This is a genomic window from Brevibacterium sp. CFH 10365 (genome assembly GCF_009299785.1).
Classification (GTDB): domain Bacteria; phylum Actinomycetota; class Actinomycetes; order Actinomycetales; family Brevibacteriaceae; genus Brevibacterium; species Brevibacterium limosum.
Genome location: NZ_VIGO01000011.1, coordinates 65,622 through 79,478 on the forward strand (window position 1 = coordinate 65,622; position 13,857 = coordinate 79,478).

Below are 13,857 nucleotides of genomic sequence, written 5' to 3' on the forward strand. Positions count from 1 at the left end.
TCTTTGTCTGAGGGGTCCGGGTATGTCCCGGGCACAGCAACATGACCACCTATGCTCGGCGGGCCCTCGTGGCCCTCTTGATCGATCTCTTCACCGCGGCCTCCTCCGTGTCCTGTGCTGCCGCAGGCAGTTCCGGCTCCGACTCCCCGGTAGTGGCCGTGTACCTCGGTGAGGCCGCGTGCGACGGGTGCCCCGAGACGATCGCACAACGTCTGAGAGCCTCGTTTGCCGACGCCGAGGTGGTCTTCATCGGTCGCGGTGAACGTCTCCCACTGCGAGCCGATTCCCTTGCAGACGTGGACCTGTACGTCCAACCCGGTGGTGGGGACGACATAGACGCGGCTGCCGAAGCGCCGCCAGCTCGTTTCGCTGTGGGCCTCGAACAATATGTCACGCGCGGCGGTCGTTACCTCGGTCTGTGTATGGGCTCCTACCTGGCGGGGCCGGTCGCCTTCGACCTCGTCGAAACGGAGCTCGACGGTGTGGTCAGCCGTCTCGACTTCGCAGTCACTGACAGCGGCGAGACCGTGGTCGACGCCGCCTGGGACGGTCATCATCGCCAGACGTTCTTCCAAGAGGGCCCAGTCCTTCCCCCACCCGATGATCCCGCCGACGTGTTCGCGCGGTACGGCAATGGCGATATCGCCGCAGCACGCTACGACCACGGTGACGGTAGGGCGGGTCTCATCGGCCCGCATGCCGAGGCCGACCAGACCTGACTGGACGAAGCGGGAATCTCAGATGCGGACGGTGACGACTGGGATTACGCCGTTCCCTTCGTCGAAGCGCTGTTGGACTGACTTCTACACGTTATCGAAAACCGAGCCTGCGACGGATCATTTCTGACTCGTCCGGACAGGGGACCTGCAGTTGGCACGGTGGGAAAACTGACAGTGGCTCTTCATAGATAGGATGGTCGGAAGACCTGCAACCGGGGCGTAAGACAGCGGAACCTTGGGTGCAATGAAGTAAGTGTTCAAGACTCCATCACGACCCAAAACCCGATGTCTTCGCCGGCTGCAAGAAAGCCGCTACCGAATTGGTGCCTGACGCCACTACGGTCTCGGCCCCCTCACCGTCTTCGCGGGACTGGGCCTATGCTGGCGCAGGCTTCACTCGCGCTCGCGTCAAAGTCGTTCCAAACACCGGACGCATCGATTATGACCTCGCTGGAATTACCCGCGAGCAGGTTCGCGACCTCGCCGAGTCGACGTCAGTGCTGCCTCGCACCACGAACCACCACCGAGGTGGCACACACCCGACCGCGCGTGTCAGACTACGTAGGCGATTGTGGTTTCAATGATCACACCGACTACGACAGCCTCCCCAGAGGAGCGCGGAGGAACCGAAGGAGCTACCCCATGACAGAAACTCCTGGGATCACAGGTCATTGGGACATCGATCCCTCACATTCTCGACTGGGATTCTCCACTCGCCACGCCATGGTCTCGCGTGTGCGCGGAGCGTTCAATGATGTGTCCGGCTCGGCCGACATCGCCGACGATCTCGCCGACTCGAACGCCGAGATCGTCATCCAGACCGCGAGCGTCGACACCCGCAGCGCGGACCGGGATGCCCACCTGCGCTCGGCGGACTTCTTCGACGTGGAGGCCTACCCGGAGATCCGATTCGTCTCCTCGGCCATCGACGAGGTCGACGAAGGCTCGTACATCGTCACCGGTGAGCTGACGATCCGTGACATGACGAAGACCGTGTCGGTTCCGCTCGAGCTCATCGGCGTCGAGACCGATCCCTTCGGAAACCTGCGTGCCGGTCTCGAGGGCTCGCGCCGCATCGACCGCAAGGACTGGGGAGTGGCCTGGAATACGAAGCTCGATTCCGGCGGCGTGCTCGTCAGCGACAAGATCACGCTCGAATTCGAGCTCTCCCTGATCAAGAACCTCGCCGAGGCGGCCCCCGCCGATTCGTCCGAGGCCGCCGCCCAGGACAAGGCCTCCCCCGAGGAACCGAACCCCGTCGCCGAGGCGACCCCTGCACCAGAAGCCGACACCGCAGCCCCGCAGACAGCAGCACCGACCCCTGAAGCCCCGGAGTCGGTGACCCCGACCCCAGTGGCCGACGAGACTGCCCCTCCCGAGCAGAAGGCTCCGGAGGCAGCCCCGACCGCAGAGCCCGCCGGCAAGGACTTCCCTCCCCCGCCGCCGGTCAAGCCCGTTGAAACTCCCACTGACAAGCCTGCCGAGAAGGCCCCCGAGTCTAAGCAGTCGGATGCTCAGCCGTCCGGAAGCACTTTCGGCAAGCTCTTCGGCCTCCGCTGACTATCAGCTGAGATGCGGTCAGAACAAACACCACACCTCTCACCATGACGCGTTGGAAGAGACCTCCCAGCACTTTGCCGGAGACCACGTGGATCCCGAGTACACAGTCTTGACTTAGCCTCTCTCCGGTCCCCCATGTCGGACTGCGGTCAACACGGCGAGCGCTTCACTTCGTGGATAGAGTCTCCTCATGACTTCCCGCAGAAATCCTTCGGCTATCGATGGGATCGCCGATGCCTACTTCGACGAACTGTGCGTCCTCTCCCCGTCGATCTCGCTGTTCCTCGGCACCGCCAACCCTCACGGCTTCGATGACTACTCCCCCGAGGGACTGAAAGCCGCCAACGACCTGCGCACTCGCACCCTGGCCAAGGTCGATGCCGCAGAGGCCGACGGGCTTACGACGAACAGCCTCGATGAGACCGATCTCGTCACTATTGACGCGATGCGCGAACGGTTAGGCACCGCCATGGACCTCTTTGAAGCGGGCCTGCAGCACACTGTCCTCAACGTCATCGAATCGCCGGTGCAGCAGATGCGAGACATCTTCGATCTGCTGCCCACCGACACCGCTGCGGGGTGGGAGACCGTCTCTGCGACCATGGCCGCCTTGCCGCGCTCGATCGAGGGTTACCGAGAATCACTTCGATATGCACGAGACCAGCTCGACCGGGTGCCCGCGCGCCTGCAGATTGAGCGGGTCGCCGACCAGGCAGACGCGCTCAGTCAGACAGACAGCCGTTTCACCACGATCGCGGCAGAGGCCACCAGCGCCACCGCCGAAACCCTCGCCCGCGAACTGACCGTCCACGGTGAATCCGCCAGAGAGGCCTTCGGCGGCCTCGCTCGATTCCTCCGCACCGAATTGGCCGAGCATGCGCCAGAGAACGAAGCCTCCGGCCGGGAAGACTACGCCTTGCTCTCACGCGAGTTCCTCGGCGCCGAGGTCGATCTGGAAGAGACCTACGGCTGGGCCCTCGACGAACTCGACTCGATCGATGCGGAGCAGAGACGAGTCGCGAACAGCATCCACCCCGGTGCCGAACTCTTCGATGTCATGCGGATGCTCGACAGCGATCCGCAACGCGCTCTCCACGGCACGCAGGCTCTGCAGGAGTGGATGCAGACGGTCGCCGACGAAGCGATCACCGAACTCGGCAAGACCCACTTCGACATCCCGGAACCGCTGCGGACCATCGAGTGCATGATCGCACCCTCGGCCACCGGAGCGGTCTACTATTCTCAGCCCAGCGAAGACTTCACCCGTCCGGGCCGGATGTGGTGGTCGGTGCCCGATGGTGTGGCCGAATTTGCGACGTGGCAGGAGAAGACCACTGTCTACCACGAAGGCATTCCGGGCCATCATCTGCAGATGGGGCAGGCGTCCTATCTCGCCGATTCGCTGAACAAGTGGCGCCGCCACGTCTGCTGGGTCTCCGGCCACGGTGAGGGTTGGGCCCTCTACGCCGAACGTCTCATGGCCGAACTCGGCTTCCTCGACGAACCCGGCGACTATCTGGGCATGCTCGACTCCCAGCGACTGCGCACCTCACGGGTGATCGTCGACATCGGCTTCCACCTCGGCCTCAAAGCTCCGCACCGCCTCGGCGGAGGAGTTTGGGACCGCGCCAAAGCGTGGGAATTCCTCACGCAGAACGTCGCCATGGACCGAACCTTCCTCGCGTTCGAACTCGATCGGTATCTCGGTTGGCCCGGGCAGGCCCCGAGCTACAAGATCGGTCAGCGGCTGTGGGAGGACATCAGAGACGAATCCCGCACCGCGGCGGGCGCGGGATTCGATCTCAAAGAATTCCACAGTCGTGCACTGAACCTCGGGTCGATCGGACTCGATCCGCTGCGCAGGGCACTGCTGCGCTGAGCATGGTCCGCCTCCGCATGGGGGGGTGCCCCTCTACGGCAGTGCCCCGCCCGGCGGCCCGATGCGAACTTAGTTGGTCTCCCACTCCCAGTAGTTCCAGAACATCGACGGATCGAGCGTCGTCGTCGATACGTTCGAGACCTTGTCCCCGTGGATCGTCAGAGACGGGTGCTGGAAGAGCGGCAGCCCGAAAGCATCATCGACGAGCTGCTTCTCGACGTCTTCAGCCAAGGAAGCCTGCTTGTCCGGGTCGATGGTCACCAGCATCTCGTCGAGCGTCTTCGTCAGATCCTTGTTGTCGTACCCGCTGTAGTTGTTCAGCGCGCCCTTGCGGTAGTACGAGTCCGACTCCGTGACCGCTGTCGTGCTCAGCGCCCATCCGAACAGCGAGGCGTCATAGGTCCCATCGCCGAGGCGGGTCCCCCAGTTGACGTCACCGGCGTCTTCGACCTTGAAGCCGGCTTTCTCTGCTGATTCCTTGATCAGCGCGAACAGTTGGGATCGTCGGGCGTTCGTGTTGTCGTAGAGGAAGCGCACGCTCGGTGCCTCGGCACCGGCTTCGTCCAGCAGCTTCTTTGCTCCGTCGATGTCGACCTCGTCGTATTCCGAGATTCCGGACTCGGCGACGATATCGTCGTACAGCGGCGAGTCAGGAGCCTGGTTGAACGAATCCCGAACCTCGGCCTCCTTGTTGAGAGGTTTGATGAGCCGGTCGATGATCTCCTGGCGTGGCAGTGTTTTGAGGAATGCCTGACGGACCTTGAGCGCAGCGTCTTCGTCCCCGCCATAGCTGGCCGGGTCGAAGGGGCCGTTGTTGTCGAATGTGAGGTCGACGTGTTCGAACGTAGCGTCCTCGCCCGGCAGGATCGACACATCCTGGAGCTTCTCCGCAGCTGAAAGGACATCGGCCGTCGACTGCGGCTGGGTCAGGTCGACCTCGCCGTTCTCGATCGCCTGGACCATGGCCATCGGGTCGCCGTTGTAGCGGATCGTCACAGTGTCGATCTTGGGTTCAACCGGTCCGGTGTAGTCCTCGTCACGAGACAGTGTCAGGTACTGCCCCTCTTCGAAGTCGGTGATCTCATAGGGCCCGTTGTGGACGAGAAGGTCTTTGTTCTCCGGCATCGAGGTGAAGTCGAATCCGGTGTTCCAGAAGTTGGAGATCTTCGACAGAGCAGTCTTGTCGTTGGATTCGATCGCGTCGAGGATCGCTTCCTTGCCCTCCTGCGGGTCTGTGGTGCCAAGCGCATTCTTGGCCACGATATGTGCAGGCACTCCCGAGCCGTAGGCTCCGAGCCCGAATTCGGTCTCCCAGTCGGCGAAGGGCTTCGAGTACGTGAACGTCAGGGATTTGCCGTCCTCGCTGATCTCGGGGAAGTCGTCGATCAGTGGAGCGCCCACCGCCGAGGAGTCGAAGAAGACCGTGCCGTCGGGGTTGTCCTGCAGGGTGCCGTCGTCGTCTCGGTTGTCATCGACGGTGTTGAAGTGCTGGGACCGTGCCGCCCAGGTCAGAGCGAGGTCTGCGGCGTCGACCGGAGTTCCGTCAGACCAGTTCGCGTCTTCGCCGAACGTGTACTTGACCTTCAGCGGGTCCTCGGAGACCTTCTCCACTTCGCCGAGGGCACCATCGTGCAGTTCGAGTTCGTCATCGTAGTACTTGAAATTGTCATTGCTCATATAGGCGACGATGGTGTTGGCCACGGCGTTGCCGTCCATCGTCATGTCGTTCATCGACCGGAAGGCTTCGTTCCATCCGATATTGAGCACAGATCCGTCGCTGCCTGATTTGTCATCAGTGCCTCCCGGAGGAGTGCATCCGGTGACGACGATCGCCGTCGCAGCGGCGAGACTTCCAGCGATGAAATGCTTCTTCACATTGTCCTCTGTTTCCTAGTGATCTTCTGTGGGTGGAGCAGATCTGCTGTGCCGCAGTCTCTGCGGCTGTCCTCACACGGCGTTCGCGCTCTGGAGCTGTCTCACTCCAGCCGGAGCACTGACGCGCAGAAGGAGCGCGAATGCCTGGTCGACGAGGATGGCGAGTACGGCTACCCAGATGGCACCGGCGACGACTCCCTCCATCCCGTAGGCGACCTGATTGAGGATGACATCGCCCAGACCGCCGCTGCCGGCGATCGTGGCGATGGTCGCCGAGCTCACCGTCAACACTGCGGATGTGCGGATGCCCGCGATGATCATCGGCAGCCCCAGGGGCAGTTCGACCTTGAGCAGCACCTGACCGGGTGACATGCCCATGCCGCGAGCGGCGCGAGTGAGGTCACGGTCGATCGAGTCGACGGCCTGGAAGGCGTAGCTGAGGATCGGCGGAAAGGCGAGCAGGAACAAGGCGATCATCGCGTTGAGCATGCCGATGCCCACGAATCCGATGAGGATCGCGATGAGCGCGAGGCTCGGCAGCGCACGACCGATGTTCGTCACGCTCACAGCGAGGAACTCGCCGCGGTGGGCATGGCCGAGCCAGACGCCGATGGGCACACCGAGGACGATGGCCGCAAGCAGCGGGATGAGGCTGATGACCAGATGGTCACCGGTCTTGGTCAGCAGCAACCCGACGTTGTCGATCATGAAGGGGAAAGCCCCGAAGATGACGTCCATCAGCTCCTCGCTTTCGTCCAGGGGGTGAGCCCTCTGCCCAGCAGCACGAGCAAACCGTCGAGCGCGAATGCCAGCAGCACGGCAAGGGCTCCGGCTCCGACGAACTGCGTATTGAAAGGTGAGGACACTGCTTTGATGATCGGCGAGCCCAGACCGTCGTCGACGACGAAGGCAGCAATCGTGGCGATGCTCACCGTGAGCACGGTGGCGATGCGCACCCCGGAGATGATCGACGGCAGCGCCAGAGGCAGTTCGACCTTGAACAGCAGTTGGTTGCGGTCAAGCCCCATACCGGTCGCGGCCCTGCGCACGTCGTCGGGGACTCCGGAGAGTCCGACGAGGACTGCTTGGAAGATGATGACGAGGGTGAAGCACACGAGTGCGATCTCGACTGTCAGCAGGCTCAGCCCTGTGAAGGGCACGAGCAGCTGGAACAGGGCCAGCGGCGGCAGGGTGTAGAGGAAGGTCGCGGCCATGCCGATCGGTCCGGCCAGCCACTTCTTCCGGTAGGCCAACAGTCCGGCGAAGAAAGCGATGACGAAACCGATCGATACGGCGATGGCGACCATGACGATATGGCTGAGCAGCGGGGGCCAGAAGACCGTCGACCATTGGCTGATGAACCACTCGGTGCAGAACGCTCCATTGTTGATCACACAGTCAGAGGCCTGCCCGTAGTCGGGGATGACGGGATCACCGGCGGGGGCGAAATCGCTCATGTTCTCACGCCCTCCCGGTCCTCTCCGGCAGCCGGCGGTGCGATGAGATCGTGCAGGCTCACCTCGCCGAGGCGGTTGCCGCCGCTGTGGACGATGGCCCCTTCCGCCCGAGCGGCGGAGACGACGGACAGGGCCTCGCGCAGAGTCATCGTGGCCTCGACGTCGGGCCACTGAGCTGTCTCAGCACCTGCTCGGTCGCTGCTGCCGGTGACGATCTCGCCGACGGTCGTCAGCGCCAGGCGTTTGAGTCCACGTTCGGCTCCGAGGAACTCGGCGACGAAGTCATCGGCCGGGTTCGACAGCACCTCGGCGGGTGCGCCGAACTGAGCGAGCTTGCCGCCGGGTTTGAGGATGGCGATCCGGTCGGCCATCTTGATCGCCTCGTCGATGTCATGGGTGACGAACAGCGTCGTCTTGCCTACAGCACGGTGGATGGCGAGGAACTCGTCCTGCACTGCGACTCTGGTGATCGGGTCGAGGGCACCGAAGGGTTCGTCCATGAGCATCACCGGCGGGTCGGCGGCGAGCGCCCGGGCGATCCCGACACGTTGCTGCTGCCCGCCGGAGAGTTGAGCCGGGTAGCGCGGCAGCCAGGTCTCGACTGGGCTGAGCCCGACCAGTTCGAGCAGTTCGGCCGTGCGGGCGCGGATCCGTTTCTTCTCCCAACCGAGGATGGCAGGGACTGTGGCGATGTTGTCGGCGACCGTGTAATGCGGGAAGAGACCCGACTGCTGGATCGCGTAGCCGATGGTCCGCCGCAGTTCGATGGCCGACTGGTCGGTGATCGAGTGATCGCCGATGCGGATGTCGCCGCTGGTGAGGTCGACGAGCCGGTTGACCAGCTGCAGGGCTGTGGTCTTACCTCCGCCGGAAGGTCCGACGAGGCAGACGAGTTCGCCGGCCTCGACCTCGAGGTCGAGTGCGTCGAGGGCAGGCGCGGCCGCGCCCGGGTAGGTCTTCGTGGCTCGGTCGAAGGTGATCGAGGTGCCTGTGGAGTGCTGGGTCATTTCACATCAATCCGTTCTCGTCGAGGAACATCTTCGCCACCTGTGCCGGATCGAGCCGGTTGATGGCGGAGGCCTCATTCATCGCCTGGATCGCTTCCAGGGTGAACAGTGACTGCAGTTCGTCGAGGAATTCAGAGGCATCGTCATCGAGCTCGGCGAAAGTATCGTCCCGGATGAGAGGGACGACGTTCTGAAATCCGAAGATCTTCCTATCGTCGTCGAGGACGACCAGATCGCTGCGCAGAAGCTGCGGGTCGGTTGTGAAGACGTCTGCGGCGTCGATCTCCCCTCGCTCGATAGCTTGGTAGTTGAGCCCGATGCTCAGCGTTTTGAGCTTCATGTTCTCCAGCCCGTAGGTGTCCACGATGCCTTCGTAACCTTGGCCGCCAGTGACATTGTCGGGGTAGGTCGAGTAGGTGAAGTCCCCGATCCCTTTGAGATCGGACACGGTCTTCAGATCATGCTGATCGGCGAAGTCTCGGCGAACAGCGACCGCGTTCTTGTTCTCGAACGGTGTCGCTTGGAGCATCGTCACCTGATTGTCTTCTGCCCACGTCCGTGCGAGATCGTACGTCTGCTCGGCGGAGTCCATGAGCTTCTCCTCGCCCATGAAGCTGACGACCATGACTCCGGTGTACTCGGGATAGAGGTCGATCTGGCCCGAGAGCAGAGCCATGCTGATGATGTCGCTGGAGCCGACGTTCGTCTTGAGATCCACGGTGTAGCCGAGGTTCCTCAGCCCCTGAGCGTAGAGCTCGCCCATGATCCAGCTCTCGGCGAATCCCTTCGACCCCACGGTGATCGGCCTTGTGCTCTTCTTCGCCCCCGACTGATCATTCGCCAGGCTGCTGGTGCATCCGCTCAGTGACGCGGCTGTCGCTCCGAGTGCGCCCAGACCCAGCAGCCCTCTGCCGAGTCCGGAGAGTGCCTGTCGTCTGTTGAGATGTTCTTGTTGTCCGAATATGTCCATTCCGCCTCAGTTCAGGTGGCGAGGAATGCTCGCCGAGGTGGTTCGAGTGTGGAACGGTTCTCCGTCGAGGTAGGCGACGAGTTCGTTGGTGACGAGGAAGTTCCCCTCGTCACCGCGCATCGTCGATCTAGTGCGCAGTTCGACTTCCCATCCCGAGTCGGCAGATGCGGTCGCGGCGGCCTGCGCGTGATTCGCGCCGACCTCCAGGGCCGGGCGTCGGTAGATGATCGTCCTTTCACACGTCGCCACAGGAGACAGTGCGTCGGTCTCACTGCGTGAGTAGGAGTCGCGTTCATTGGTGTAGTAGAAGAGACCGTCGCTGAGGTCGGTCTGCCAGTCCTCGGTCACGGTCGTCACCGTGGCGCTGCGATCGACGAGGTCGCAGCTGAGCTCACGTGTCATCGGTGCGCCGTCGGACTCGATGACCGACACCGGAGGGGTCGGCGCAGTGCCCAGCTGTGCGGTCACCTCGGCGGAGATGCGGGCGTCGTCGTCCTCGGAAGTGACAGTGCGGATTGGCAGTGTCAGCTCGGGGGCCGACTTCACTGTAATGAGGGTGGTCTCCGGCGAGGGCCAGAGGTTGGGCCAGAAGCTCGCAGAGATGCTCAAGCGCAGCGTATGCCCGGGAGCGAAACGGTGTGCTGTGGCCAGCAGCGGGACGTCGATGGTGACCGGAGTTCCCGGCGTGAGCGACTCGGGGTGTTCGTGGCTCGAATGATGGGTGAGGTTGAACAGTCCGAGCGTCACCAGGCGTGAGCTGCCGTCAGGGGCGACATCGCATAGTCGTGCTGCGATGACTCCGCGGTCACGGTCGGAGGTGAGCGTTGCTCGCACGGTCGGTGTGCCGACGATCTCCAGACCGTTTTCGAGAGCCCAGTCGCAGGTGTAGGACCGGGCATCGTCGGCGGCCTGGTCTCCGGCCATCCCGGCGGCTTCGCCGAACTGCAGCCAGCTTCCTCCCTGGAAGCCCAGCAGCGCAGTGGAATCGAGCGGGGCCCGGTCGGAGATGTGCGCCTCATTGGCGGGCATCACCGTATCCGTGATCTGCGGGGTCGGCCACGTCGCCTCGGCGATCCATCGTCCCGGGCGGTGCTCACGGTCGGAGTAGATGGGGGTGCTGTCGGGAACATAGGCGCGCAGCTGCGGCTGTTCGTCAACACCGTTGTCGATCCCACTCATCCACTTGTCCCACCACCGGACGGCTTCAGAGATGAAGTCGATGCCGGGGCCAGGAGCGGCCTGGTGGGGATAGTTATGGGCCCAGGGCCCGAGCAGCGCATGAACCGCCGGGGATTCGGGGTCGGTGCTCCGGCGACGATTCGCGTTGTCCATGAGGCGGAAGAGAGTGGTCCGGTATTCGTCGAGCAGTCCGCCGACGGCCAGCACCGGAACCTCGATGGCGTCCGGTGTCTCGCACACCGAAGCTTGTTTCCAGTAGTCGTCGCGCCGCTGGTGTCCGAGCCAGTCCTCGATGTTCACCGGGGCTTCGTCGATGCGTCTCTTCCAATCGTCTTTCCACCCTTCGCCCATGATCGCGGGGTCCTGCGGACGGGCGTTATAGGCCCACATCGTCGAAGCCCAGGAAAGCATCTGGTCACCGACGATGGTTCCTCCGTTGTAGTGGACGTCGTCGGCATAGCGGTCGTCGGTGGAGCAGATGGTGATGACGGCGGCGAGTTCCGGTGGCTGCAGTGCGGCTAGCTGCAGGCCGTTGAATCCGCCCCACGACTTGCCGATGACACCGACCTTGCCGTTGCACCAGTCCTGCGCCGAGATCCACTTGAGTACCTGCAGCCCGTCGTCGAGTTCTGTCGCTGAGTACTCATCGGTCATGACCCCGGTCGAGTCACCGCAGCCGCGCAGATCGACACGGACGCTGGCGTAACCGGCACGGGCGAACTCGGGGTGGATCGTGTCATCGCGACCGGCGGTCATGTCGTTCTTGCGGTAGGGAATGTACTCAAGAACAGCGGGAACAGCTTCGTCACCGAGATCTTCCGGCAACCAGACTCGAGCCGCGAGTTCGACCCCATCACTCAGCGCGATGCGTGTGTGTTTGATGATTCGAACCGGTCGAGGATCTTCGCGGTAACGGTCGGCCGGGACGAGCGATCCAGTTTGAGTGTCGTCGGGAAGTGCAGAGTTCTCAGTATTCGATGACATAGCATGCCAGTCTAGGGGCGCTCCTGCATCGCCGTTCAGCTCATTCAGAGTCTGAGATTCTGCTGTACGGACCGGAAGGAGGAAAGCATGGGCACCAGGTGAGGAGCACCCCTTCGATCAGTTCATCATTACGCGACACCAGCCTCCCCAGCACCTATGGATCCAGAGAGCCCCGCCCCGCCTCTACCCGGCAAGTCGCGTCAGAAATCACCGCGCTGCAGGTGGGGAGGGGACATCAGCACACTCACCCTCGATGGCATCCCAGGCAGTCCAGGCGTGAGACGAACTCGGAAACGCCGCCCGCGCGCTCGACTCGGCGCCGTCATCGAAACCCTCGGGCACGCATCTGGCATTGCGAATATCGGCCTCTCGACAAACCTCGGTACGGTCAAACACATCGGTACGGTAGACCACAGTTGGAGCATTGTCAGCGGCTCTTTCCTCGCCACCGGGCGAAGGCGAAGCAGGTCCAGTGCATGTAAAGTTCGATGACATATGCGCCACGACACCGCCATTAGTCGACTGCTTTTCGAGATACGGGCTCTCGACAGTGTGCTGAATCAGATCGAAAGTAGCCTCGGAGACTGACCGACGCCGGGCCTTGCGTCTTGCGGACTACTGATCGTCGAGGGGAGCACGTTGCAAAGTGCGCCCCTCGACGATCAGTAGTCCTGCTGGGGGCCTAGCGGGCCAGGTGACATCAACCGCCTCATGCCTCACTCCGAAGCGATTGCCTTGGTCTTCGAGAGCCGTCTGAAGACCGCCGGCGCAACAAGAGCCGCGACCGCCAACAGAAGGATCACCGCGGACACCGGTCGTGTGAGAAAAATCGTCCAATCACCTTGGCTGAATGACATCGCCCTCCGGAACTGCTCCTCCAACAAGGGTCCCAGAAGCGCGCCGATGATGATCGGTGCGATCGGATACCCGGACCGACGCAGGAAGAAGCCGACGAGTCCCGCACCGTAGGCCAGGCAGACATCGACAATGCTGTTCGATGAGGACCACACACCCAAGGTGGAAAAGACGAGGATTCCGGCAACCATGAGCGGCTCCGGGATGGAGAGCAGCTTGACCCAGATCTTCACCATCGGAAGATTGAGCACGAGCAGCATCACATTGCCGATGAGCATACTCGCTAGCAGAGTCCACACCAGCGGGGACTCAGACTCGAAGAGCAGTGGCCCGGGCTGTATGTTGTACATCTGAAAGGCGAGCAAAAGCATCCCCGCCGTCGCCGAGGTGGGAATCCCCAGGGTGAGCAGCGGAATGAGGGTTCCTGAGAAGGCCGCGTTGTTCGCTGCTTCGGGTCCGGCCACACCCTCGATGGCTCCCTTGCCCCATTCGGACTTCCGTCGGGAGAGCCGCCGTTCGATCGTGTAGCTGAGGAACGTGGGGATCTCGGCGCCGCCGGCTGGAAGCGCACCGATGGGGAAACCGAGCCCAGCCCCGCGCAGCCACGGCTTCCACGAACGCTTCCACTCCTGCTTGTTCATCCACACCGGGCCGTCGAGGCCGATGATCGGCGTACTTCCTTCGGGCCCCCGGGATGCCAGAGAGAACGCCTCACTGATGGCGAAGAGCCCGACGGCCAGCGAGACGAGCGAGACACCGTCGTTCAGGGTCGCCACTCCGAATGCATAGCGCATCTGCCCGGTGAGAGAGTCAATACCGACCAGTCCGATGCCCAGCCCGATCGCCAGACTCGCCAGCCCCTTGACCACTGAGTCTCCGACAAGCGAGGTCACCGTAACGAAGGCGAAGACCATGATCGCGAAGTACTCTGCCGGTTGCAACGCCTTGCCGACTTCGGACATCAGCGGCGAAAGGAAGACCACGCCGATCATTGCCAGGGTGCCGGCGACGAAGGACCCGATCGCGGCGGTGGCCAACGCCGCGCCGCCCCTGCCTCGGCGAGCCATCGGGTAGCCCTCGAGTGTCGTCGGCACGGACGAGGTCTCTCCCGGGATATTCATGAGGATCGCGGTGGTCGACCCACCGTACATGCTCCCGTAGTAGATGCCGGCGAAGAGGACCAGCGCGCTGACCGGCTCGAAGACGAGGGTGAGAGGCAGCAGCAGGGCAAGGGTCGTCGCCGGACCGAGCCCTGGCAACACGCCCACCAAAGTGCCGATTGTGACACCGACGAGAGCGAAGAGCAGATTCTGCAGGGCGAACGCCGTCGAGAAGCCCTCGAAGAGGTGCATCAGTGAATCCATCACTCAAC

The 13,857-nt window shown here is 63.0% G+C and carries 10 protein-coding genes; 3 read left to right on the forward strand and 7 right to left on the reverse strand.

The window, feature by feature from the left end; all coding sequences use genetic code 11:
• The first annotated feature begins 68 nt into the window (after positions 1–68).
• The 3 genes from FHG09_RS18200 (at position 69) to FHG09_RS18210 (ending at position 4,158) form a co-directional block, all read left to right on the forward strand.
• Positions 69–719, forward strand: a complete 651-nt coding sequence (locus tag FHG09_RS18200; RefSeq protein WP_152349051.1) for a BPL-N domain-containing protein — start codon at positions 69–71, stop codon at positions 717–719.
• Between the two features lie 642 nt (positions 720–1,361).
• On the forward strand, positions 1,362–2,279 hold the full coding sequence (locus FHG09_RS20290; protein ID WP_152349052.1) for a YceI family protein: 918 nt from the start codon (positions 1,362–1,364) through the stop codon (positions 2,277–2,279).
• Between the two features lie 190 nt (positions 2,280–2,469).
• Positions 2,470–4,158: a DUF885 domain-containing protein gene (locus FHG09_RS18210; RefSeq protein ID WP_152349053.1), complete on the forward strand. Its 1,689-nt coding sequence runs from the start codon at positions 2,470–2,472 to the stop codon at positions 4,156–4,158.
• A 69-nt stretch (positions 4,159–4,227) separates the two neighbouring features.
• Here FHG09_RS18210 and FHG09_RS18215 read toward each other — a convergent pair whose 3' ends face one another.
• The 7 genes from FHG09_RS18215 to FHG09_RS18245 all read right to left on the reverse strand — a co-directional run bounded on the left by FHG09_RS18215 (position 4,228) and on the right by FHG09_RS18245 (position 13,837).
• Entirely contained in the window at positions 4,228–6,033 is a 1,806-nt protein-coding gene (locus tag FHG09_RS18215; protein ID WP_152349054.1) for an ABC transporter family substrate-binding protein, read from the reverse strand.
• Positions 6,034–6,105: 72 nt separating this feature from the next.
• Complete coding sequence (locus FHG09_RS18220) at positions 6,106–6,771, reverse strand: ABC transporter permease (RefSeq protein ID WP_152349055.1); 666 nt, start codon at positions 6,769–6,771, stop codon at positions 6,106–6,108.
• Complete coding sequence (locus tag FHG09_RS18225) at positions 6,771–7,490, reverse strand: ABC transporter permease (protein ID WP_152349056.1); 720 nt, start codon at positions 7,488–7,490, stop codon at positions 6,771–6,773. The genes FHG09_RS18220 and FHG09_RS18225 overlap by 1 nt, the downstream gene beginning before the upstream one ends.
• The gene (locus tag FHG09_RS18230) at positions 7,487–8,497 is read right to left on the reverse strand and encodes an ABC transporter ATP-binding protein (protein WP_152349057.1); all 1,011 of its coding nucleotides are present in this window, start codon (positions 8,495–8,497) and stop codon (positions 7,487–7,489) included. The genes FHG09_RS18225 and FHG09_RS18230 overlap by 4 nt, the downstream gene beginning before the upstream one ends.
• Position 8,498: 1 nt before the next feature.
• Positions 8,499–9,467, reverse strand: coding sequence for a glycine betaine ABC transporter substrate-binding protein (locus FHG09_RS18235; protein ID WP_152349058.1), 969 nt, complete (start codon positions 9,465–9,467; stop codon positions 8,499–8,501).
• 6 nt (positions 9,468–9,473) lie between these two features.
• A complete protein-coding gene (locus FHG09_RS18240) occupies positions 9,474–11,630 on the reverse strand; it encodes a CocE/NonD family hydrolase (protein ID WP_152349059.1) in 2,157 nt (718 codons plus the stop codon).
• A gap of 716 nt (positions 11,631–12,346) precedes the next feature.
• A complete protein-coding gene (locus FHG09_RS18245) occupies positions 12,347–13,837 on the reverse strand; it encodes a tripartite tricarboxylate transporter permease (protein WP_227492864.1) in 1,491 nt (496 codons plus the stop codon).
• Positions 13,838–13,857 lie beyond the last annotated feature (20 nt).